We start from the raw sequence: 22,202 nt of genomic DNA, 5'->3' as shown, positions 1-22,202 counted from the left end.
CGGGTGATGGTGCTCAACGGCCCCAACCTCGGCCGGCTGGGTAGCCGCGAGCCGGACGTCTACGGCGCCACCTCCTACGCCGGGCTGGTCGAGCGCTGCACCGTGCTCGGCGAGGAGCTCGGCTTCGAGGTCGAGGTGCACGAGACCAACTCCGAGCAGCAGATGGTGGAGTGGCTGCACGAGGCGGCCGACGGCGGGGTGCCCGTGGTGATCAACCCGGGGGCCTTCACCCACTACTCGTACGCGATGCGCGACGCCGCCGCCCAGCGGACCGCGCCGCTGATCGAGGTGCACATCTCCAACCCGTACGCCCGGGAGACCTTCCGGCACACCTCGGTGATCGCCGCGGTCGCCTCCGGCACCATCGCCGGATTCGGCCTGGGCTCGTACGAGCTGGCACTGCGGGCGCTCGCCGGGCAGCTCACCGCACGCTGACACCCGGGGCCGGGGTACCGGATCGGCGCGGCCCCGGCCGGCCCGATCCGGTACCCCGGCCCTCGTCAGCGGCCCGGCGGCGGACTGTGCCCGCTGCGGGACCGCCGTGTAGTGTCCCCGCTGAAAGAAGTCGGGAGGTGACCGTGACGCAGTACGCCGGGGGTGGACAAGTCCCCCCACGTCCCGTCGCTCCGCCGGCCCCGCCGTACTCCGGCAGTGCCACCGTCGCACCGCCCGCCGGTGGCGCGCCGGGCGCGTCCCGGGGAGTGCCGCGGGCGGCGGCCCACGCCGAATCCGTCCGCCACGGCGCGGACCGGTCCGCGCGCGAGCCCGCCGGTCGGCCCCCGTACGCCGGTCGCCCGGTCGTGCCGCCGGCCGGCACCCCGGCGGCCCCCGTCGCACCGCCCGCGCCGGCGCGGCCCGTGCCGCCGTCGGCTCCCACCGCCGCGGCGCCCGCGCCGGTTCCGGCCGGCGCCACCGGGCACTTCCTGCTGCCGTCCGGCGCGCCCGTCCAGCTCCCGGTCCACCCCGCGCAGCCGCACCTGCCGTCCGGGCCACTCGCCGTGCTGCTGATCGGACCGGCCGGCGCGGGCAAGACCACCGTCGCCCGGCACTGGGCCGAGCGGCGGCCCACGCCCACCGCCCACATCAGCCTCGACGACGTCCGCGAGTGGGTGCAGTCCGGCTTCGCCAACCCGCAGTCCGGCTGGAACAACGCCTCCGAGGCGCAGTACCGGCTGGCCCGCCGCACCTGCGGCTTCGCCTGCCGCAACTACCTGGCCAACGGCATCTCCTGCATCATCGACGACGCGGTCTTCCCGGACCGCCCGGCGATCGGCCTCGGCGGCTGGAAGCGGCACATCGGCCCGGGGATGATCCCGGTCGTGCTGCTGCCCAGTCTGGACTCCGTGCTGAGCCGCAACGCCCGGCGCAGTGGCAACCGGCGGCTGAGCGACGAGGAGGTGGCCCGGATCCACGGCCGGATGGCCGGCTGGTACAACTCCGGGCTGCCGATCATCGACAACTCCCAGCTGGACGTCGCGGCCACCGCCGCCGAGCTGGACCGGGTGATCCTGGCCCGGCTGATGGGCATCCCGGTCCGCTGAGGCCCGCGCCGCCCGGGGCTGTTCCGGGCGGCTCCGGCGCTGCCCCGGCGCGGATTCGGTACCGCCTTCCGGGAGCCCGCGACGGCCGGCGGGCCGGCCGGGCCTGTCGGTGCGGGCTGCGATGATGGGGGCATCCTGTCGCACACCCGGGGGAGCTGACGCCCGTGCCGGAAGGCCACATCATCCACCGCCTCGCCGCCGAGAACGCCAGGGCCTTCGGCGGCCGCCCGGTCCGTGCGAGCAGCCCGCAGGGCCGGTTCGCGGACGGCGCGAAGCTGGTCGACGGACAGGTGCTGACCGGGGCGGAGGCCATCGGCAAGCACCTCTTCCTCGGCTTCGAGGACGACGCCTGGGTGCACGTCCACCTCGGCCTCTACGGTGGGTTCGCCTTCGGCGAGGGCCCCGCGCCGGAGCCGGTCGGCCTGGTCCGGCTGCGCCTGGCGAACGACGACGCCTACGCCGATCTGCGCGGTCCCAACACCTGTGCGCTGATCACCGACGTCGAGAAGGCCGCCGTCGCGGCGCGCCTCGGCCCCGACCCGCTGCGGGCCGACGCCGACCCGGAGCCGGCCTGGCGGCGGATATCCGGCAGCCGGACGACGATCGCGGCACTGCTGATGGACCAGAAGGTGCTGGCCGGTGTGGGCAACGTCTACCGCGCCGAGGTGCTGTTCCGGCACGGCATCGACCCGCACCGGGCCGGGCGCGACCTCGGCCGGGCCGAGTGGGACGCCGTCTGGACCGACCTGGTCGCGCTGATGCGCGAGGGCGTCGGCGCGGGGCGGATCGACACCGTCCGACCCGAGCACACCCCCGAGGCGATGGGCCGTCCGCCGCGGGTGGACGACCACGGCGGCGAGGTCTACGTCTACCGCCGGGCCGGCATGCCCTGCCTGGTCTGCGGCACCGAGGTCCGGACCGAGGCGCACGCCGCGCGCAACCTCTTCTGGTGCCCCACCTGCCAGCGGGCCTGAGGCGGCGCCGGCTGCCCGGTGCCCCGCGGGCGGTCGCGGGGCTGCCGGGGGAGGGGCGCGGTCAGCCGTCCGCCCCGGTACGGGCGACCGCCAGGGCGGCGGCCGCGGCGGCCAGGCAGAGCGGGGTGTAGAAGGCCAGGTTGAGCCGGTAGAAGGCCGAGCCGGTGTCGACGCCGACCCCGGTGGCCCAGAGCAGCCCGGCCAGCCCGCGGGCGAGCAGTCCGGCGGCCACCGCGCGCGGCCCCCAGCGCAGCGCCACCGTCGGCAGCCGGCGGGCCGCGCCGTCCAACAGGCCGCCGCGGGCGAGCACCAGGGCCGAGCCGGAGAACAGCAGCGCCGCGAGCGGCAGGGCGACCGGCGGGGTGAACGGCACCTCGGCGTTGAGCACCGCCCGGGAGAGTGACGCCGGGTCGGCGGCCGGCCAGGTGCGGCCGGTGGCCCAGTAGACGTGCAGCAGGGCGTCGGCGGCGAGCAGGCCGGCGACGGCGAGGGCGGCGGTACGGTGACGGTTCACGGTGGTCCTCCGGGGGTTCCGACGGTGGGTCACCCCGCAGGAGCGGCGCGCCCGGCCGGAGGTTCCCGTGACGAGCGTCACAGCGGGAAGTCGGGGGAGGGAGGGAACGTCCGGCCGGTCCGGCGCCTCTGATGCGGGTGTGGATGGTCCCGACACCCGAACCGCCGACCGGCTCGCCGGCCTGGTCCGTGCCGCCCAGCGCGGCGACCAACTGGCCGTCAGCGAGCTGCTGGAGCTGGTCGCGCCCTACGTCCGCCGGCTCTGCGGTCCGATCGCGCTGGACGACGGCCCCGACGCGACGCAGGAGGCGCTGATCGCCGTCTTCCGCAAGCTGGGCCAGCTCCAGGACCCGGCCGCGCTGTTCGGCTGGGTCCGCTCGATCGCCGTGCGGGAGGCCGTCCGGCACGTCCGGCGGGTCGCCCGCTGCGTCCCGGCCGACCTCTCCGAGCTGCCCCGCCCCGGCGACCCGCAGCTGGCCACCGACATCCAGGACGTCCTCGCCCGGCTGACGCCGGAGCACCGCGCCGTGCTGGTGCTGCGCGACCTGGAGGGGCTCGACGAGCGGTCCACCGCAGAACTGCTGGGCGTGGCACCCGGCACCGTGAAGTCCCGGCTCTCCCGGGCCCGGCTCGGCTTTCGAAGGGCGTGGCAGCAGTGAGCGCACCGACCCCCTGGCCGACGGCGGCCTTCGACCCGGTCCGCCGGCTGCATGTGATCGCCGCCGTCACCCCCGGCGCCGCCGTCCGGGAGGCGCTGATCGACGCGCCGTTCGAGCGGGTCTGGGCGGCCGCGGCCGACCTGGAGGAGGGGCTCCCGCGCTGGCTGCCGGACATCCGGTCGGTCCGCGTGGCCGGGAGACCGGCGGACGGTCGCACCGAGGCGCTGGTGACCGGCCACACCCGGCTGCGGGCCCGTTTCGACGTCGAGCTGACGCCCGGGTGGTGCCTGATGCGCAGCCGCTTCCTGCTGGGCGGGATGGCGGCTCGCGCCGAGGCCGGAGGCACCCGCTTCGCCTTCCTCGGCGCGTTCCGGCTCCCCGGCGCGGGTCTGCTCGACCGGGCCCTGCGGCCCGCGACGGACCCGCTGGCCCGGCGCTCGCTGGAGCGCTTCGAACGGCTGGTGCGAGAGGGGTGAGGCGGGCCCCGGGCGCGACGGCCCGGGGCGCCGGGTCGGTGTTCCGCGGGCGCAGCCGGTCAGCCGGCCGCGGCGGCCCGGGGTGCGGAGGGCTCGCCGCCGGTGGCGTCGCTCCCGGTGGCGGGCTCGCCGTGCTCGTGGTGGTCCGCGGCGGCGCACTCGTCGAGGAGGGGGCGCAGGGCCTCGTCCACGAGCCGGTAGCGCACCACGCGGCCGTCCTTGTCGCCGGTGACCACACCCGCGGTGCGCAGCAGCCGCAGCGCCTGCGAGACGGCCGGGTCGCGCATGCCGGTGGCGACCGCCAGGTCGGTGACGGCGAGCGGCCCGGCCCGGTGCAGGGCGAGCAGCAGGGCGAGCCGCCCCGGGTCGGCGAGCAGCGAGAACCGCTCGGCCCAGGACCGGACGTGCCCGGGGTCGCCGATCGCGGCGATGGCCTCGCAGACCCGGTGCCCGTCGATGGTGCGGTGGCCCGCGCGGTCGGCCGGTACGAGATGCATGCGGACATTGTTGCAGCCCGTGGCTGTGATCCTGGACACCTGCGCAGGTGCGCAGCCTTGCAAGGGTGAGGTGCGGCCCCCTACGGTGTTGCCCGCCGTGGTGTTCGGGAAGACCGGTGACGGACCCTCAGGGTCCGGAGTCCGGAGCGGCCCTCGCCACTGTGATCGGGGGAGTCGTCCGTATCCACGACGCCACTGGGCGCCTCGCGCGCCTGGGAAGGCGGATCCGGAAGCCCCGTCAGCCAGGAGACCGGCCACGGCATCTCACGAACGTCTTTCCACGAGGTGCTGGAGCGTGATCCGAAGATGACCCTGCCCGAAACCGCCGCTGTTCCCGCGGCGTCCTCCGCCCTGCCGAGCTTCCGCTGGCGGCGCGAGGACACCCTCCGCACGGCCGGGTTGATGGGGGTGATCCTGGCCATGCACGTGGTGGCCTTCGGGACGCTGATCTTCCTGGTCGCCCCCGAGAAGTACGAGGTCGGTACCCAGGTCTTCGGGGTGGGCCTGGGCATCACCGCCTACACCCTCGGCATGCGGCACGCCTTCGACGCCGACCACATCGCGGTGATCGACAACACCACCCGCAAGCTCATGGCGGACGGCAAGCGGCCCGTCTCGGTGGGCTTCTGGTTCGCGCTCGGCCACTCCTCGATGGTGGTCCTGATGGCCGCCCTGGTGGCGGGCGGCGCCCAGCTGGCCAGCACGCTGATGGACGACGAGTCCACCACGCACCAGTGGCTCGGTGTGGTCGGCACTTCCGCGTCCGGTGTCTTCCTCTACCTGATCGGCGCGCTCAACCTGGCGGCGCTGTTCGGCATCCTCAAGGTGTTCCGGTCGATGAGGGCCGGTCGGTTCGACGAGGCGGAGCTGGAGGAGCACCTCAACTCGCGCGGTCTGATGGCCCGGGTGCTGAACCGGGCGACCCGCTCGATCACGCGGCCCGGCCAGATGTTCCCGGTCGGCATGGTGCTCGGCCTCGGCTTCGACACCGCGACCGAGGTGACCCTGATGGTGATGGCCGGCTCCGGCGCGGCCGCCGGGCTGCCCTGGTACGCGATCGTCTGCCTGCCGCTGCTGTTCGCGTCCGGGATGAGCCTGTTCGACACGCTGGACGGGACGTTCATGAACTTCGCGTACCAGTGGGCGTTCTCCAACCCGGTGCGCAAGGTGTACTACAACCTGACCATCACCGGGCTGTCGATCGCGGTGGCGTTCATCATCGGCACCATCGAGCTGGTCGCCGTGCTGCACGAGAAGCTGGACCTCACCGACCCGGTCAGCGGCTGGATCGCGGACATCTCGCTGGACAACGTCGGCTACGCGATCGTCGGGCTGTTCGTGGTGGTCTGGGGGGCGGCGATCGCCTACTGGCGCCTCGCCGGCGTGGAACAGCGCTGGAGCCCGAAGCCGGTGGTACCGGCCGGCGGGGTGCCCGCCCAGGGGGCGGCGGCCGACGAGGCCGCCGGGGTCACCAAGTAGTCGGCCCCGACGGCCCGCGGCACCGCGGTGTCACGAGGCGGCGCCCACCCGGTCCGTTCGGGTGGGCGCCGCCTCGCCGTGGTCCGCGGGCCCGGCCGGGCCCACGGGGGAGGTCAGCGCTCCTCGCGGAAGTCGACGTGCCGGCGCGCGACCGGGTCGTACTTGCGCAGCACCAGCCGGTCGGCGTCGGTGCGGCGGTTCTTGCGGGTCACATAGGTGAAGCCGGTCTCGGCCGTGGACCTGAGCTTGACGACGGGGCGCAGTTCGCTGCGGGCCATGGTTCTCCTCCTCCGAGGGGTGGGCGGTCGGGAAACGGCTTCCGCCGAAATGGAAGTCGTTTTCAAGGGGTCCAACACGGCCTCCGCCCCGCCCATTCCCCGGCGGGCGGTGGAGGCGCTGGTCGGCCGTGCGACCGCGTACGCGCCGGGGCTCGTCGGGCGGCGCGCGCTCCCGCCGGCGGCTCCGGTCGTCCGGTCCGCCGCCCGCGCCGTCCGTTCGGGTGCGCGGCCGGTCGACCGGCCTCGGGGCCCGGGCGCCGGTGCGGCGCCGGGGCCCGACGCCGCACCGGCGGACCGGCCGGGTGTCCGACCAGGGCCGTCCTGGTCCGGTCGGATCCGCTCGGCGGGCGGATCGGGGTGGGGCTCCGTAGGCTCGACGCATGTCTGATGCGTACGCGGTCCGGCGGGAGCGTCTGAGGGAGCACGGCAGTGCGGCCGGGGCCGATGCGGCGCTGATCACCCGGGCGGCGAACGTGCGGTACCTGACCGGTTGCCCGCCGTGCGGCGCGACGCTGCTGCTCACCCGGGAGCGGGCGCTGCTGGCGCTGCCGGACGACCTGCCGCCGGACGACACCGGTGAGCACCTGATCGTCGAGGACGTCACCCGGGTGCCGGTGGCGGCGGGCGCCGACACCGCGCTGGCGGCCGCCGCGGCCGCGGCCCGGCTGGGGGTGGCCGACCTGGCGGTGGAGGAGCACGACCTGACCGTCGCCCGGCACCGCGCCGTGGCGGTTCTGGCGGAGGGCGTCCGGCTGGCCGACCTCGGCCGGGCGGTCGAACAGCTGCGGGTGATCAAGGACGAGCACGAGATCGCGGACCTGCGGATCGCCGCCGAGATCGCCGACCAGGCGCTCGGCGAACTGCTGGAGTCGATCCTGGTCGGCCGGACCGAGCGGCACCTGGCGATGGAGCTGGAACGCCGGATGATCGACCACGGTGCGGACCGGGCGGCCTTCCCGGTCTCGGTCGGCACCGGCAGCCACTCCGGCCAGCAGTCCCACCAGCCCACCGACCGGCGGGTGGAGGAGGGTGACTTCCTCACCGTCGTCCTGGGTGCCCAGTACCGCGGGTACGGCGTCTCGACCGCCCGGACCTTCGTGATCGGCGCCGCCCCCGCGCCCTGGCAGGTCGAACTGCACCGCCTGGTGTTCCGGGCCCAGCGGGCCGGGCGGGAGGCGCTCGGTCCGGGCGTCGAACAGTACGTGCCCGACCAGGCCGCCCGGGAGATCCTCCACGCGGCCGGGCACACCGAGAGCTCGCCGCACCCCGTCGGTCACGGCATCGGGCTGGAGATCCGGGAGGCCCCGCGCCTCGGGCCGTCGGACATGGGTAAACTGGACAGCCGCGTGCCGGTCACCGTCGGTCCAGGGGTTCACCTCCCGGGCCGGGGCGGTGTCCGGATCGAGGACACGCTCGTGGTGCGCCCCCTCGAAGAGGGCGGGCCCGAGCTGCTCACCATCACCACCAAGGAGCTCCTCGCCCTGTGACCCGCGACCGCCCGAGGCGGCCGGGGGCGGCAGGACGCACCCCTTGGTTCCTTGACAGCTATATCCAGGAGTAAGTGCGCCCGTGGCTTCCACGAACGATCTCAAGAACGGCATGGTTCTCAAGCTGGAGGGCGGCAAGCTCTGGTCCGTCGTCGAGTTCCAGCACGTCAAGCCCGGTAAGGGCCCGGCCTTCGTGCGCACCAAGCTCAAGGAGGTCCTGACGGGCAAGGTCGTCGACAAGACCTTCAACGCCGGCACCAAGGTCGAGACCGCCAACGTCGACAAGCGTGGCATGCAGTTCTCGTACAAGGACGGCGAGAACTTCGTGTTCATGGACACGGACACCTACGACCAGACCACGATCGAGCCCGCCGTCGTCGGCGACGCCGCGAAGTACCTGCTGGAGGGCTTCGAGGCCCTGGTCGCCATGTACGAGGGTGCTCCCCTGTACATCGAGCTCCCGGCCTCGGTCGAGCTGACCATCTCCCACACCGAGCCGGGCGTCCAGGGCGACCGCTCCACCGGTGGCTCCAAGCCGGCCACCCTGGAGACCGGCGCGGAGATCGCCGTGCCGCTGTTCATCGTCACCGGTGAGAAGATCAAGGTCGACACCCGCGACGGCAGCTACCTCGGCCGGGTGAAGTAAGTCCGTGTCGGCCGCACGCAGCAAGGCCCGTACGCGAGCCTTCCAGATCCTCTTCGAGGCCGACCACCGCGGGGTCGACCCGCAGCGGGTCCTCGCCGACTGGGTGGCCCGTGCCCGGGAGCCCAAGCCGGACGAGGGCACCCCGCAGGTCGGTGAGTACACCATGGAGCTGATCGAGGGGTACGTCCAGCACGCCCGCCGGATCGACGACCTCATCTCCGAGTACGCGGTGGGCTGGACGCTCGACCGGATGCCGATCGTGGACCGCAACGTCCTGCGGCTCGGTGCGTACGAGCTGATCTGGGAGGACGGCGTCCCGGACGCGGTCGTCCTGGACGAGGCCGTCGAGATCGCCAAGGAGTTCTCCACGGACGACTCCCCGGCCTTCGTCAACGGCCTGCTCGCCCGCTTCCTGGAGCTCAAGCCGAGCATCCGCCGGTAGGCGGCACTCCGACGCACGGCCGCCGGACCCGACAGGGTCCGGCGGCCGTCGTGCGTTCGGGCCGGGTGGCGTATGTTGGGACCCTACTCGCCAGTAACCTGGTGCTCCGGTGACCCACGCGCACCGGTGACCCCGCAGCGAAGGGCAGGCCACCCCCCATGACCACGGCGATCCGCAGCGAGTTCGACCAGGGCATCGCCCTCACCAGGCACCCGGCCGAGCCGGGCCGCTACGACGGCGAACTGGGCGCCGGCTGGCAGATCGGCGGCGGCGTCAACGGCGGGCTGCTGCTCGCGATGGCGGGCCACGCCCTCTCGCTGGAGCACGGCGACCACGCCGACCCGGTCTCGATCAGCGGCTACTACCTCTCCGCCTCCCACCCCGGCCCGGCCACCGTCCGTACCGAGGTGCTCCGCACCGGCCGCTCGCTCTCCACCGGCACCGCCTCGCTCAGCCAGGACGGCGTGGAGCGGCTGCGCGTGGTGGCCACCCACGGCGACCTCGCCGACGCCGGCGGCGACGTGCGGACCACCGCCCAGCCGCCGCAGCTGCCGCCGCCGGACCAGTGCGTCGGCGTGGAGCACGCCCCCAAGCAGCTGATCGAGCAGGCCGCCCTCCTGGAGCGGTTCGACCTGCGGCTCGACCCGGCGACCATCGGCTGGGCGCTCGGGCAGCCCTCCGGCAACGGCCGGATCCAGGGCTGGTTCCGGCTCGCCGACGGCCGGGAGCCCGACCCGCTGCTGCTCCTGCTGGTCGCCGACGCGCTGCCGCCGGTCACCTTCGACCTCGGGATGCCCGGCTGGGCCCCCACCATCGAGCTGACCGTCCACCTGCGGGCGAAGCCGGCGCCCGGCTGGCTGCGCGTCACCCACGCCACCCGCAACGTGGCCGGCGGCTACTTCGAGGAGGACGCCGAGGTCTGGGACGAGTCCGGCCGCCTGGTCGCCCAGTCGCGTCAGCTCGCCCGGGTGCCGCGGCAGGCCTGACCGCCGCCGTCCCGCGACCCGCCGCGCCCGGCCGCCCGCCGGGTGCGGCGCGGTCCGGCGGGTTGCGCCGACCGGGTGACGTGCCCCGCCTCACGGTCGGTTACATTCCTGTGACACGCCGTACGTGTGCGACACCCGGGGCTGGGGAGGACAACGGTCGGCGGCACCCCTGCCGCCGCCGACCGCCACCGCCCCAGGAGCCTCCGATGAGCCGCAACGGCCGCGCCCGCCGCACCCCCGACTGCTCCGCCGCCGGCCCCCGCCCCCGCGCGCGGCTGCGGCACGAGCGGCGCCGGGCGGACGGCGCGGGGCAGGCCTTCGTCATCGGGGTGCTGACCAGCGCCGCCGACTTCGAGCGCGCCGCCGCCTGGCGCCTCTGCGACGCCCCGGACTACGAGACCTACCTGCGGGACACCGCCGACCTGCTCGCCGAGGCCCGGCGCGGCTTCGACACCGTCCGGGCCCGGATGTTCCACCCGCAGGACTTCGAGGAGTTCTGCCTCCTGCACGGCCTCGACCCGGCCGAGCCGGGCGCCCGCGACCGCTACCTGGTCAATCCGCCGCTGCAGACCCAGCTCCTCGCCTACCAGGGCGAGGACCTCGCCGGGGACTTCCTGCCCCGGCTGGTCCGGGCCCGCGAGAACGGGCTGACGCTGCGCCACGCGGACCTGCTGCTGGACGGCGGGCTCTACGAGGAGCACGGCCGGGCCGTCCGGGAGGCCTACCAGCGTGGCGCCGAGGTGTTCCGGCGGATGCTGGTCGGCGCGGGCAGCGGGGTCTACGAGCTGCGCCTCGCGGTGGACGCCCCCGGTGGCCGGCTGACGGCCGCGGCCCGGGTGCTCCAGTGGGAGGACGGCGTGGTGCGGATCAACGACGAGGACCTGGAGCTGGTCTGCGCGGTGCTCTGCGCGGGGCTGGCCCGGGAGCTGCCGGGGCTGGCGGTGCTGCACGGCACGCAGGGCTCGGCGGCGGCCTGCGGAGCCGGTGACGGAACCGCCGACCCCGCCGGCGACGGAACCGCCGACCGGGCCTTCCGCGGGGCGGCCTGGGCCTGGGCCAGCGCTGGGCAGGGCTGGGCGCCGACCGCGGCCTCGGTGCGGCTGGAGGGCGTGGCGGCCGAGCCCGGCTACAGCCTGGGCACGGTCCGCTGAGGCCGCCGGAGCGGCCCCGGGCCGGCTTCGGTCCGGGGCCGGACGCGCGACGGCGCGGCCCCCGTTCCGGGGCACCGCGCCGTGACGTTTCTGCTTGGCCCTGCCCGTTCCTGCTGGTGGGAGGCGGTGGGAGCCGGTGGGGGCGAGCCTCAGCTCGCCTCCTCCTCGCGCACCGCACGGCGCGCGTCGGGGTTCAGCACGCCCCAGGAGATCAGCTGCTCGGTCAGGATCGACGGCGACTGGTCGTAGATCACGGCCAGCGTGCGCAGGTCGTCCTGGCGGATCGAGAGCACCTTGCCGTTGTAGTCACCGCGCTGGCTCTGGATGGTCGCCGCGTAGCGCTGCAGCGGACCGGCCTTCTCGGACGGGACCTGGGTCAGTCTCTCCAGGTCCAGCACGAGGCGCGGCGGCGGCTCGGCCGCACCACCGGGCGTACCGCCGGGCAGCAGCTCCTGGACCGGAACGCCGTAGAACTCCGCCAGCTCGGCCAGCCGCTGCACGGTGACCGCACGGTCACCGCGCTCGTACGAGCCGACGACGACTGCCTTCCAGCGCCCCTGGGACTTCTCCTCGACACCGTGCAGGGAGAGCCCCTGCTGAGTGCGGATCGCTCGGAGTTTTCCTCCGAGTTGCTTCGCGTAGTCGCTGGACATTGGTCTCCCCGGACGAGATTGCTTCGCGTTCAGTGGTGGGTCACGGGCGATTGTCGACGTCGTTACCGGTGGGTTCGACGCCAGTCTCGTAACTCACTGTGAGGTTACGTAGAGTGAGGTAGCTGCGTCAAGCCGAATGGGGCAGTCGTGCGAATGGCCCGCGTCCACGGTGCGTCGCGGACGTTAACCCGGTGAAGCGGAATGATGGACGCCGGTTTGCCGTCGGGTGCGCTGGTACGATGGCGGGAGCCCGCGCCGCGTCGGCGGGGGCGTTCCAGACATCCTTTAAGGCCCGTCCAGTGAGGCGGGGAAGGAGGTCCGCTTCGGCATGACCACACATCACGAACCGACGCCGCGCCCGCCGCACCAGGTGCTGGACGGCACGGACATCGCCCGGGTGATCACCCGGATAGCGCACGAGATCGTCGAGCGCGCCAAGGGCGCGGAGGACGTCGTGCTGCTCGGCATCCACACCAGGGGCGTGCACCTCGCCCGCCGGCTGCGCGACCGGCTGACCCAGATCACCGGCCGGGAGATCCCGTTCGGGACGCTGGACATCACCATGTACCGGGACGACCTGCGGCTGAAGCCCGCCCGGGCCCTGGAGCACACCGAGATCCCGGCCGGCGGCATCGACGGCAGGCTCGTCGTCCTGGTCGACGACGTGCTCTTCTCGGGCCGCACCATCCGCGCCGCGCTCGACGCGCTCAGCGACATCGGCCGCCCGCGCGCCGTCCAGCTCGCCGTCCTGGTCGACCGCGGCCACCGCGAGCTGCCGATCCGCGCCGACTACGTGGGCAAGAACCTCCCCACCTCGCTGCGCGAAGCCGTGCAGGTCCGCCTCGCGGACAGCGACGGCGTGGACGCCGTGCTGGTCGGCGACCGCGACCACGCGGACGCGTCGCGTCCCCCGCGCAGTGAGCGCAGCTCGCAGGCCCTGGCCGCCCGGCCGTCCGAACCGCACCTCCCGGAGTAACCCGCGTGAAGCGCCACCTCGTCTCCGCCGCCGACCTCACCCGCGACGACGCGCTGCTGATCCTGGACACCGCCGAGGAGCTGGCCCAGCTCTCCGGACGGGCCGTCAAGAAGCTGCCTACGCTCCGTGGTCGAACGGTCGTCAACCTCTTCTTCGAAGACTCCACCCGCACCAAGACCTCCTTCGAGGTCGCCGAGAAGCGGCTCTCCGCCGACGTCATCAACTTCTCCGCCAAGGGCTCCTCGGTCTCCAAGGGCGAGAGCCTCAAGGACACCGCGCTGACCCTCCAGGCGATGGGCGCCGACGCGGTCGTCATCCGGCACCACGCCTCCGGCGCGCCGGCCCGGCTGGCCCAGTCCGACTGGCTGCACGGCAGCGTCATCAACGCCGGCGACGGCACCCACGAGCACCCCACCCAGGCGCTGCTCGACGCCTTCACCATGCGCCGCCACCTCAACGCCGGCCTCGGCCGCGACCTCGCCGGCCGGCGGGTGACCATCGTCGGTGACATCCTGCACAGCCGGGTGGCCCGCTCCAACGTCCACCTGCTCACCACCCTCGGCGCCCAGGTCACCTTCGTGGCCCCGCCGACGCTGCTGCCGATCGGCATCGAGAACTGGCCCTGCGAGGTCAGCTACGACCTGGAGAGCGTGCTCCCCAAGACGGACGCGCTGATGATGCTGCGGGTCCAGCGCGAGCGGATGAACGCCGCCTTCTTCCCGACCGAGCGCGAGTACAGCCGCCGCTACGGCCTGGACGGCAGCCGGATGGCGCAGCTGCCCGAGCACGCCATCGTGATGCACCCCGGCCCGATGGTCCGCGGCATGGAGATCACCGCCGAGGTCGCCGACTCGCCGCGCTGCACCGTGGTCGAGCAGGTCGCCAACGGCGTCTCCGTCCGGATGGCCGTCCTGTACCTGCTGCTCGGCGGCGCCACGCTCGCCGACGCCGCCCCCCGCACCGACTCCGTGGAGACCGCTCAGTGACCACCTACCTGATCCGCAACGCCCAGATCCTCGGCGGCGCCCCGCAGGACCTCCACCTCGCCGACGGCGTGGTCAAGGAGATCGGCACCGGCCTGGCGGTCGAGGCGGACATCGAGATCGACGCTTCCGGCCTGATCGTCCTGCCGGGCCTGGTCGACCTGCACACCCACCTGCGCGAGCCCGGCCGCGAGGACGCCGAGACGGTGCTCACCGGCACCCGGGCCGCCGCGATGGGCGGCTTCACCGCCGTGCACGCGATGGCCAACACCTTCCCGGTGGCCGACACCGCCGGCGTGGTCGAGCAGGTCTGGCGGCTCGGCCAGGAGTCCGGCTTCTGCGACGTGCGCCCGGTCGGCGCCGTCACCGTCGGCCTGGAGGGCAAGAAGCTCGCCGAGCTGGGCGCGATGCACGACTCGGCCGCCGAGGTGCGGGTCTTCTCCGACGACGGCAAGTGCGTCGACGACGCGGTGATCATGCGCCGGGCGCTGGAGTACGTGAAGGCCTTCGACGGGGTCGTCGCCCAGCACGCCCAGGAGCCCCGGCTCACCGAGGGCGCCCAGATGAACGAGGGCCAGGTCTCCGGCGAGCTCGGGCTGGGTGGCTGGCCGGCCGTCGCCGAGGAGGCGATCATCGCCCGCGACGTGCTGCTCGCCGCGCACGTCGGCTCGCGCCTGCACGTCTGCCACGTCTCGACGGCCGGCTCGGTGGAGATCATCCGCTGGGCCAAGGCCAAGGGCTGGAACGTCACCGCCGAGGTCACCCCGCACCACCTGCTGCTCACCGACGAGCTGGTCCGCTCCTACGACCCGGTGTACAAGGTGAACCCGCCGCTGCGCACCGCGGCCGACGTCCAGGCGCTGCGCAAGGCGCTCGCGGACGGCACCATCGACGCCGTCGCGACGGACCACGCGCCGCACCCGTCCGAGGACAAGGACTGCGAGTGGGCCGTGGCCGCGATGGGCATGGTCGGTCTGGAGACGGCGCTCTCGGTGGTGCAGCAGACCATGGTCGACACGGGCCTGCTGAACTGGGAGGGCGTCGCGGACCGGATGTCGCACCGACCGGCCCGGATCGGTCGCCTCACCGGCCACGGACGACCCGTCTCGGTCGGTGAGCCCGCCAACCTGGTGCTGTTCGATCCCGCGTACCGTGGTGCCGTGAACCCCGACAGCTTCGCCACCCGCAGTCGCAACACCCCCTACCGTGGCCTCGACCTGCCCGGCCGGGTGCACGCCACCTTCCTGCGCGGCACCGCCACGGTGCTCGCCGGCGAGCTGGTCGAGCAGGGCGGGCTCGCGTGAGCGCCTTCACCGGGCTCGCCCAGGAGCAGGCCAGGGTCACCGACTGGCCCGGGTACATCGGCTGGGCCATCGGCCTGCTGCTGGTGATCGGGCTGGTCTACTGGCTGATGCGCCAGGGCTGGAACTGGCGGCGCACCCTGCAGTCCGGCATCCCGCCGCTGCCCGCCGTGCCGGCCCGGGCCGGCCGGACCATCCTGGAGACCAGCGGCCGGTACCACGGCACCACCACCGCCGGGAACTGGCTGGACCGGGTCGTCGCGCACGGCCTGGGCACCCGCAGCCGGGCCGACCTGACCCTCGGCGCGGACGGCCTGCTGGTGCAGCGCCCCGGCGACGTCGACTTCTGGATCCCGGCCGAGCAGCTGACCGGCGCCCGGACGGACTCCGGGATCGCCGGCAAGGTCGTGCCGTCCGGACTGCTCGTCGTCACCTGGACGCACGAGGGCACCGCGCTGGACTCCGGGTTCCGGGCCGACCACCCCGGCGAGCACGCCGCCTGGGTCGAGGCGATCGCCCACCTCGCAACACGTACGCAGACGAAGACGGAAGAGGCCGCTCAATGACCGCACCTGCCCCCACCACGCAGCGCCAACGGCGGGACCGCGTCCCCGCCGTGCTCGTCCTGGAGGACGGCCGGATCTTCCGTGGCCAGGCCTACGGCGCGATCGGCGAGACCTTCGGCGAGGCCGTCTTCAACACCGGCATGTCCGGCTACCAGGAGACCCTGACCGACCCGTCGTACCACCGCCAGGTGGTCGCGATGACCGCCCCGCAGATCGGCAACACCGGCTGGAACGACGAGGACGACGAGTCCCGCCGGATCTGGGTCGCCGGCTACATCGTGCGCGACCCCGCCCGGGTGACGTCCAACTGGCGCTCGCGCCGCCCGCTCGACGAGGAGCTCGTCAACCAGGGCGTCGTCGGCATCAGCGGCATCGACACCCGCGCCCTCACCCGCCACCTGCGCGAGCGCGGCGCGATGCGCTGCGGCATCTTCTCCGGCCCGGCGCTGGCGGACGACGCCGCGCTGCTGGCCCGGGTGCAGCAGTCGCCCGAGATGAAGGGCGCCGACCTCTGCCCCGAGGTCGCCACCACCGAGCCGTACGTGGTGCCCGCCGTCGGCGAGAAGAAGTTCACCGTCGCCGCGCTGGACCTCGGCATCAAGGCGATGACCCCGCAGCGGATGGCCGAGCGCGGCATCGAGGTGCACGTGCTGCCGGCGAACTCCACGCTGGAGGACATCTACGCCGTCGACCCGGACGGCGTCTTCTTCTCCAACGGCCCGGGCGACCCGGCCACCGCCGACCACCAGGTCGCCGTGGCGCAGGGCGTGCTGGAGCGCCGGACCCCGTTCTTCGGGATCTGCTTCGGCAACCAGATCCTCGGCCGGGCGCTGGGCTTCGGCACCTACAAGCTCAAGTACGGCCACCGCGGCATCAACCAGCCGGTGCAGGACCGCACCACCGGCAAGGTCGAGGTGACCGCGCACAACCACGGCTTCGCCGTGAACGCGCCGCTGGACAAGGTGAGCGACACGCCGTTCGGCCGGGTCGAGGTCTCCCACGTCTGCCTCAACGACGATGTGGTCGAGGGCCTCCAGGCACTGGACGTGCCCGCCTTCAGCGTGCAGTACCACCCGGAAGCGGCGGCCGGCCCGCACGACGCGGCGTACCTCTTCGACCGGTTCGTCGAGCTCATGCGAGGCGACGACAACGACAGTGTTGAGCTCATGGAGGGCCAGCGTGCCTAAGCGCACCGACATCAAGTCCGTCCTGGTCATCGGCTCCGGCCCGATCGTCATCGGCCAGGCCGCGGAGTTCGACTACTCGGGCACGCAGGCCTGCCGGGTGCTCAAGGCCGAGGGCCTGCGGGTCATCCTGGTCAACTCCAACCCGGCCACGATCATGACCGACCCGGAGATCGCCGACGCCACCTACGTCGAGCCGATCACCCCGGAGTTCGTCGAGAAGATCATCGCCAAGGAGCGCCCGGACGCCCTGCTGCCGACCCTGGGCGGGCAGACCGCGCTCAACACGGCGATCGCGCTGGACGCCAACGGCGTGCTGGCCAAGTACAACGTGGAGCTGATCGGCGCCAAGGTCGACTCGATCCACAAGGGCGAGGACCGCGAGCTCTTCAAGGGCGTCGTCGAGGCCGTCAACGCCAAGATCGGCCACGGCGAGTCCGCCCGCTCGGTGATCTGCCACACCATGGACGACGTGCTGGCCGGCGTCGACACGCTCGGCGGCTACCCGGTCGTGGTCCGCCCCTCCTTCACCATGGGCGGCGCCGGCTCGGGCTTCGCGCACAACGAGGAGGACCTGCGCCGCATCGCCGGCCAGGGCCTGACCCTCTCGCCGACCACCGAGGTGCTCCTGGAGGAGTCCATCCTCGGCTGGAAGGAGTACGAGCTGGAGCTGATGCGCGACAAGAACGACAACGTCGTGGTCGTCTGCTCGATCGAGAACTTCGACCCGATGGGCGTGCACACGGGTGACTCGATCACCGTCGCCCCGGCGATGACGCTGACCGACCGCGAGTACCAGATCCTGCGCGACATCGGCATCGCGGTCATCCGCGAGGTCGGCGTCGACACCGGCGGCTGCAACATCCAGTTCGCGGTCGACCCCGCGGACGGCCGGGTCATCGTCATCGAGATGAACCCGCGCGTCTCGCGCTCCTCGGCGCTGGCCTCGAAGGCGACCGGCTTCCCGATCGCCAAGATCGCGGCGAAGCTCGCCGTCGGCTACACCCTGGACGAGATCCCCAACGACATCACCGAGCAGACGCCGGCGTCGTTCGAGCCGACCCTCGACTACGTCGTGGTGAAGGTCCCGCGGTTCGCGTTCGAGAAGTTCCCGAGCGCCGACGCCACGCTGACCACCACCATGAAGTCGGTCGGCGAGGCCATGGCCATGGGCCGCAACTTCCCCGAGGCGCTCAACAAGGCGCTCCGCTCGCTGGAGAAGAAGGGCTCCCAGTTCACCTGGGCCGGCCCGGTCGGCGACAAGACCGCGCTGCTGGAGAAGGCCGTGGTCCCCACCGACGGCCGGATCAACACCGTCATGGAGGCCATCCGGGCCGGCGCCACCGCGGAGGAGGTGTTCGAGTACACCAAGATCGACCCGTGGTTCGTCGACCAGCTCTTCCTGCTGGACGAGATCGCCGACGAGCTGGCCGAGGCCGCCGAGCTCACCCCCGAGCTGCTGCGCCACGCCAAGCGGCACGGCTTCTCCGACCTGCAGATCGGTGAGATCCGCGGCCTGCGGACCGACGTGGTCCGCGAGGTCCGGCACGCGCTCGGCATCCGCCCGGTGTTCAAGACCGTCGACACCTGCGCCGCCGAGTTCGCCGCCAAGACCCCGTACTTCTACTCGTCCTACGACGAGGAGAACGAGGTCGCCCCGCGCACCAAGCCCGCGGTGATCATCCTCGGCTCGGGCCCGAACCGCATCGGCCAGGGCATCGAGTTCGACTACTCGTGCGTCCACGCCTCCTTCGCGCTGGCCGACGCCGGGTACGAGACCGTGATGGTCAACTGCAACCCGGAGACCGTCTCCACCGACTACGACACCTCCGACCGGCTCTACTTCGAGCCGCTCACCCTGGAGGACGTGCTGGAGATCGTCCACGCCGAGCAGCAGGCCGGACCGCTCGCGGGCGTGATCGTCCAGCTCGGCGGCCAGACCCCGCTCGGCCTGGCCCAGGCGCTCAAGGACAACGGCGTGCCGATCGTCGGCACCCAGCCCGAGGCGATCGACCTCGCCGAGGAGCGCGGCGCCTTCGGCCGCGTGCTGCGCGACGCCGGCCTGCCCGCCCCCAAGCACGGCACCGCCTTCTCCTTCGAGGAGGCCAAGGCGATCGCCGACGAGATCGGCTACCCCGTGCTGGCCCGCCCGTCCTACGTGCTCGGCGGCCGCGGCATGGAGATCGTCTACGACGAGGCCTCGCTCGCCTCCTACCTGGAGCGGCACGCCGGTCTGATCTCCGAGCACCCGGTGCTGATCGACCGCTTCCTCGACGACGCGGTGGAGATCGACGTCGACGCGCTCTACGACGGCACCGAGCTCTACCTCGGCGGCGTCATGGAGCACATCGAGGAGGCCGGCATCCACTCCGGCGACTCGGCCTGCGCGCTGCCCCCGATCACCCTCGGCGGCTACGACATCAAGCGGCTGCGCACCTCCACCGAGGCGATCGCCCGCGGCGTCGGCGTCCGCGGCCTGATCAACATCCAGTTCGCCCTCTCCGGCGACATCCTGTACGTGCTGGAGGCCAACCCCCGCGCCTCCCGCACCGTGCCGTTCACCTCCAAGGCCACGGCGGTGCCGCTGGCCAAGGCCGCCGCCCGGATCTCGCTCGGCGCCACCGTCGCCGAGCTGCGCGCCGAGGGCCTGCTCCCGGCCGAGGGCGACGGCGGCACCCTGCCCGCCGACTGCCCGATCTCCGTCAAGGAGGCCGTGATGCCGTGGAGCCGCTTCCGCGACATCTACGGCCGCGGCGTGGACACCGTGCTCGGCCCGGAGATGCGCTCCACCGGCGAGGTCATGGGCATCGACAAGGTCTTCGGCACGGCGTACGCCAAGTCGCAGGCCGGTGCCTACGGCGCGCTGCCGACCAAGGGCAAGGTCTTCGTCTCCGTCGCCAACCGGGACAAGCGCAACCTGGTCTTCCCGGCCCGCGCGCTGGTCGGCCTCGGGTTCGAGCTGCTCGCCACCGCCGGCACCGCCGAGGTGCTGCAGCGCGGCGGCATCCCCGCCACCGTGGTGCGCAAGCACAGCGAGGGCGAGGGCCCGAACGGCGAGCGGACCATCGTCCAGCTGATCCACGACGGTGAGGTCGACCTCATCATCAACACGCCGTACGGCACCGGCGGCCGTCTCGACGGCTACGAGATCCGCACCGCCGCCGTCGCCCGTTCGGTGCCCTGCCTGACCACCGTCCAGGCGATGGGCGCCGCCGTCCAGGGCATCGACGCGCTGCTGCGCGACGAGGTCGGGGTGATGTCGCTCCAGGAGCACGCCCAGCTGATCAACGCCGGTCGCGCGAAGTAGTACCACCGCAGTGGGGGGCACCGACCGCCGGGTGCCCCCCACTGCCATGCCCACCCGTCGCCCGCCGCCGCCCCTCGACCGACGGGCCGCGCCCGATCCTCTGTTGGGACCCGCCGTGTACAAGCTCCTGTTCGACCTCGTCTTCAAGAAGATGGACCCCGAGAAGGCCCACCACCTGGCCTTCTTCTGGGTCCGGCTGGCCTCCTCGGTGCCCGGCCTGCGCACCCTCGTCCGGCTGGTGCTCGCCCCGCGCGACCGGGCGCTGCGCACCACCGCCCTCGGCCTCGACCTGCCCGGCCCGTTCGGCCTGGCGGCCGGCTTCGACAAGAACGGCGTCGGCATCGACGGCCTGTCGATGCTCGGCTTCGACTACGTCGAGATCGGCACCGTCACCGGTGAGCCGCAGCCGGGCAACCCGGCGCCCCGGCTGTTCCGCCTGGTCGAGGACCGCGCGCTGATCAACCGGATGGGCTTCAACAACCAGGGCTCGGCCCGGGTCGCCGCCCGGCTGGCCGCACGCCCGCACACCAGCTCCACACCGGTCGTCGGCGTCAACATCGGCAAGACCAAGGTGGTCGAGGAGGCCGACGCGATCGCCGACTACGTGAAGTCCACCGAGCGGCTCGCCCAGTACGCCGACTACCTGGTGGTCAACGTCAGCTCGCCGAACACCCCGGGCCTGCGCAACCTCCAGGCCGTCTCGCACCTCGGCCCGCTGCTGGCCGCCGTCCGCGAGGCCGCCGACCGCTCCACCGCGCACCACGTGCCGCTGCTGGTCAAGATCGCCCCCGACCTGGCCGACGAGGACGTCGACGCGGTCGCCGACCTCGCCCTGGAGCTGGGCCTGGACGGCATCATCGCCACCAACACCACGATCGGCCGCGAGGGCCTGCGCGCGAGCGCCGCCCGGATCGAGGAGATCGGCATGGGCGGCCTCTCCGGCGCCCCGCTCAAGGCCCGCGCGCTGGAGGTGCTGCAGCGCCTGCGCGCCCGGACCGAGGGCCGGCTGACCCTGGTCTCGGTCGGCGGCATCGAGACCGCCGAGGACGCCTGGCAGCGCATCGTGCACGGCGCCGACCTGGTCCAGGGCTACAGCGCCTTCATCTACCAGGGCCCGTTCTGGTGCCGGCGCATCCACAAGGGCCTCTCCGCCCGCGTCCGGGCCGGCGGCTTCCGCGACCTGGCGGCCGCCGTCGGCAGCGCCAAGGCCTCCTGACCCCCGCCGGACCCCCTCACCCCCGTGCTACGCCCTGGAAGGACGTCATGACCCTCGCCCCCTTCGGTGCCCGCCTGCGGCACGCCCTCGACACCCGCGGCCAGCTCTGCGTGGGCATCGACCCGCACGCCTCCCTGCTCGCCGCCTGGGGGCTGGAGGACTCCGTGGCGGGCCTGGAGACCTTCAGCCGCACCGTGGTCGAGGCCCTGGCCGACCGGGTGGCCGTGCTCAAGCCCCAGGCCGCCTTCTTCGAGCGGTTCGGCTCCCGGGGCGTCGCGGTGCTGGAGCGGTCCGTCGAGGAGGCCCGGGCGGCCGGCGCGCTCGTCCTGATGGACGCCAAGCGCGGCGACATCGGCTCCACCATGGCCGCGTACGCGGAGGCCTTCCTGGCGCCCGGCAGCCCGCTCTTCTCGGACGCCGTCACCGTCAGCCCGTACCTGGGCTTCGGCTCGCTGCGGCCGGCGCTCGACCTGGCGGCGGCAGGCGGCACCGGGGTGTTCGCGCTGGCCCTCACCTCCAACCCGGAGGGCGCCGAGGTGCAGCGCGCGACCGGCGCGGACGGCGAGCCGGTGGCGGCCGCGGTGCTGCGGCAGCTGGCCGCCGAGAACGCCGGCGCGGAGCCGCTCGGCTCGTTCGGCGCGGTGGTCGGCGCGACGCTGGCCGACGCGGGCGTCGACCTGGCGATCAACGGCCCGCTGCTGGCCCCGGGGATCGGCGCCCAGGGCGCCACGATGGCGGACCTGCCGCGGGTGTTCGGCGCCTCGGTGCGCAACGTGGTGCCGAGCGTCAGCCGCGACGTCCTGCGGCGCGGCCCGTCGCCGGCGGCCCTGCGGGAGGCGGCGGACCGCTTCGTCCAGGAGTACGCGGACGCGGTGAAGTAGCGGGCG

22 protein-coding genes, 1 pseudogene and 1 riboswitch are annotated in these 22,202 nt (G+C 73.5%); of the genes and pseudogenes, 19 read left to right on the top strand and 4 right to left on the bottom strand.

All coding sequences use genetic code 11. The features are described 5' to 3' along the window. The first annotated feature begins 6 nt into the window (after positions 1 to 6). The 3 genes from aroQ to ABZ497_RS29895 all read left to right on the top strand — a co-directional run bounded on the left by aroQ (position 7) and on the right by ABZ497_RS29895 (position 2,515). On the top strand, positions 7 to 435 hold the full coding sequence (aroQ, locus tag ABZ497_RS29905) for a type II 3-dehydroquinate dehydratase (RefSeq protein WP_359809675.1): 429 nt from the start codon (positions 7 to 9) through the stop codon (positions 433 to 435). A 143-nt stretch (positions 436 to 578) separates the two neighbouring features. Continuing rightward, entirely contained in the window at positions 579 to 1,541 is a 963-nt protein-coding gene (locus tag ABZ497_RS29900) for an AAA family ATPase (protein ID WP_352293319.1), read from the top strand. A gap of 164 nt (positions 1,542 to 1,705) precedes the next feature. After that, positions 1,706 to 2,515 (top strand): DNA-formamidopyrimidine glycosylase family protein, encoded by an 810-nt coding sequence (locus ABZ497_RS29895; RefSeq protein WP_359809665.1) that lies wholly within the window; start codon positions 1,706 to 1,708, stop codon positions 2,513 to 2,515. Positions 2,516 to 2,576: 61 nt separating this feature from the next. Here ABZ497_RS29895 and ABZ497_RS29890 read toward each other — a convergent pair whose 3' ends face one another. Beyond that, positions 2,577 to 3,029, bottom strand: coding sequence for a DUF3995 domain-containing protein (locus ABZ497_RS29890; RefSeq protein WP_359809663.1), 453 nt, complete (start codon positions 3,027 to 3,029; stop codon positions 2,577 to 2,579). A gap of 139 nt (positions 3,030 to 3,168) precedes the next feature. On the opposite strand from ABZ497_RS29890, the gene ABZ497_RS29885 reads away from it, so the two are divergent. After that, positions 3,169 to 3,687: an RNA polymerase sigma factor gene (locus tag ABZ497_RS29885; protein ID WP_329486788.1), complete on the top strand. Its 519-nt coding sequence runs from the start codon at positions 3,169 to 3,171 to the stop codon at positions 3,685 to 3,687. Beyond that, positions 3,684 to 4,163: an SRPBCC family protein gene (locus tag ABZ497_RS29880; protein ID WP_359809661.1), complete on the top strand. Its 480-nt coding sequence runs from the start codon at positions 3,684 to 3,686 to the stop codon at positions 4,161 to 4,163. Before ABZ497_RS29885 ends, ABZ497_RS29880 begins: the two co-directional genes overlap by 4 nt. Before the next feature lie 158 nt (positions 4,164 to 4,321). Here the strand turns inward: ABZ497_RS29880 and ABZ497_RS29875 are convergent. Then, a pseudogene (locus ABZ497_RS29875) lies at positions 4,322 to 4,660 on the bottom strand (metalloregulator ArsR/SmtB family transcription factor); the annotation flags it as partial. A gap of 81 nt (positions 4,661 to 4,741) precedes the next feature. Next, a riboswitch (cobalamin riboswitch) is annotated at positions 4,742 to 4,934 on the top strand. A gap of 32 nt (positions 4,935 to 4,966) precedes the next feature. Here ABZ497_RS29875 and ABZ497_RS29870 point away from each other — a divergent pair. Continuing rightward, entirely contained in the window at positions 4,967 to 6,139 is a 1,173-nt protein-coding gene (locus ABZ497_RS29870; RefSeq protein ID WP_359809659.1) for a HoxN/HupN/NixA family nickel/cobalt transporter, read from the top strand. A gap of 113 nt (positions 6,140 to 6,252) precedes the next feature. On the opposite strand, the gene rpmG is transcribed toward ABZ497_RS29870, so the two are convergent. Next, positions 6,253 to 6,417: a 50S ribosomal protein L33 gene (gene rpmG, locus ABZ497_RS29865; RefSeq protein WP_329486785.1), complete on the bottom strand. Its 165-nt coding sequence runs from the start codon at positions 6,415 to 6,417 to the stop codon at positions 6,253 to 6,255. A 380-nt stretch (positions 6,418 to 6,797) separates the two neighbouring features. On the opposite strand from rpmG, the gene ABZ497_RS29860 reads away from it, so the two are divergent. The 5 genes from ABZ497_RS29860 (at position 6,798) to ABZ497_RS29840 (ending at position 11,129) form a co-directional block, all read left to right on the top strand. Next, on the top strand, positions 6,798 to 7,904 hold the full coding sequence (locus ABZ497_RS29860) for a M24 family metallopeptidase (RefSeq protein WP_359809657.1): 1,107 nt from the start codon (positions 6,798 to 6,800) through the stop codon (positions 7,902 to 7,904). An 82-nt stretch (positions 7,905 to 7,986) separates the two neighbouring features. Beyond that, positions 7,987 to 8,550: an elongation factor P gene (gene efp, locus ABZ497_RS29855; RefSeq protein WP_329486783.1), complete on the top strand. Its 564-nt coding sequence runs from the start codon at positions 7,987 to 7,989 to the stop codon at positions 8,548 to 8,550. A gap of 4 nt (positions 8,551 to 8,554) precedes the next feature. Continuing rightward, a complete protein-coding gene (gene nusB / locus ABZ497_RS29850) occupies positions 8,555 to 8,992 on the top strand; it encodes a transcription antitermination factor NusB (protein ID WP_329486782.1) in 438 nt (145 codons plus the stop codon). Between the two features lie 158 nt (positions 8,993 to 9,150). Continuing rightward, positions 9,151 to 9,978, top strand: a complete 828-nt coding sequence (locus tag ABZ497_RS29845) for a thioesterase family protein (protein ID WP_359809655.1) — start codon at positions 9,151 to 9,153, stop codon at positions 9,976 to 9,978. A gap of 206 nt (positions 9,979 to 10,184) precedes the next feature. After that, positions 10,185 to 11,129, top strand: coding sequence for a hypothetical protein (locus ABZ497_RS29840; RefSeq protein ID WP_359809654.1), 945 nt, complete (start codon positions 10,185 to 10,187; stop codon positions 11,127 to 11,129). A gap of 149 nt (positions 11,130 to 11,278) precedes the next feature. Here ABZ497_RS29840 and ABZ497_RS29835 read toward each other — a convergent pair whose 3' ends face one another. Next, the gene (locus ABZ497_RS29835) at positions 11,279 to 11,782 is read right to left on the bottom strand and encodes a transcriptional regulator (protein WP_031072501.1); all 504 of its coding nucleotides are present in this window, start codon (positions 11,780 to 11,782) and stop codon (positions 11,279 to 11,281) included. A 328-nt stretch (positions 11,783 to 12,110) separates the two neighbouring features. Between ABZ497_RS29835 and pyrR the strand changes: the two genes are divergently transcribed. From pyrR to pyrF, 8 genes are all read left to right on the top strand, one after another. Next, a complete protein-coding gene (pyrR, locus tag ABZ497_RS29830; protein ID WP_329486779.1) occupies positions 12,111 to 12,758 on the top strand; it encodes a bifunctional pyr operon transcriptional regulator/uracil phosphoribosyltransferase PyrR in 648 nt (215 codons plus the stop codon). A gap of 5 nt (positions 12,759 to 12,763) precedes the next feature. Beyond that, positions 12,764 to 13,744, top strand: coding sequence for an aspartate carbamoyltransferase catalytic subunit (locus ABZ497_RS29825; RefSeq protein ID WP_329486778.1), 981 nt, complete (start codon positions 12,764 to 12,766; stop codon positions 13,742 to 13,744). Beyond that, positions 13,741 to 15,045 carry a dihydroorotase gene (locus ABZ497_RS29820; protein ID WP_329486777.1) on the top strand — a complete coding sequence of 435 codons (1,305 nt, stop codon included), beginning with the start codon at positions 13,741 to 13,743 and terminating at the stop codon, positions 15,043 to 15,045. The genes ABZ497_RS29825 and ABZ497_RS29820 overlap by 4 nt, the downstream gene beginning before the upstream one ends. Continuing rightward, positions 15,042 to 15,608 carry a hypothetical protein gene (locus ABZ497_RS29815; RefSeq protein WP_329486776.1) on the top strand — a complete coding sequence of 189 codons (567 nt, stop codon included), beginning with the start codon at positions 15,042 to 15,044 and terminating at the stop codon, positions 15,606 to 15,608. Before ABZ497_RS29820 ends, ABZ497_RS29815 begins: the two co-directional genes overlap by 4 nt. Beyond that, positions 15,605 to 16,795 (top strand): glutamine-hydrolyzing carbamoyl-phosphate synthase small subunit, encoded by a 1,191-nt coding sequence (gene carA, locus ABZ497_RS29810; protein WP_329486775.1) that lies wholly within the window; start codon positions 15,605 to 15,607, stop codon positions 16,793 to 16,795. The genes ABZ497_RS29815 and carA overlap by 4 nt, the downstream gene beginning before the upstream one ends. Beyond that, on the top strand, positions 16,788 to 20,099 hold the full coding sequence (gene carB / locus ABZ497_RS29805) for a carbamoyl-phosphate synthase large subunit (protein ID WP_329486774.1): 3,312 nt from the start codon (positions 16,788 to 16,790) through the stop codon (positions 20,097 to 20,099). The genes carA and carB overlap by 8 nt, the downstream gene beginning before the upstream one ends. Before the next feature lie 115 nt (positions 20,100 to 20,214). Then, a complete protein-coding gene (locus ABZ497_RS29800) occupies positions 20,215 to 21,315 on the top strand; it encodes a quinone-dependent dihydroorotate dehydrogenase (RefSeq protein WP_329486773.1) in 1,101 nt (366 codons plus the stop codon). Positions 21,316 to 21,362: 47 nt separating this feature from the next. Next, a complete protein-coding gene (pyrF, locus tag ABZ497_RS29795; protein ID WP_329486771.1) occupies positions 21,363 to 22,196 on the top strand; it encodes an orotidine-5'-phosphate decarboxylase in 834 nt (277 codons plus the stop codon). The last annotated feature ends 6 nt before the right edge of the window (positions 22,197 to 22,202 follow it).

Source organism: Kitasatospora sp. NPDC005751 (assembly GCF_040630835.1).
Classification (GTDB): domain Bacteria; phylum Actinomycetota; class Actinomycetes; order Streptomycetales; family Streptomycetaceae; genus Kitasatospora.
This window is presented reverse-complemented; position numbering and strand designations above follow the sequence as displayed.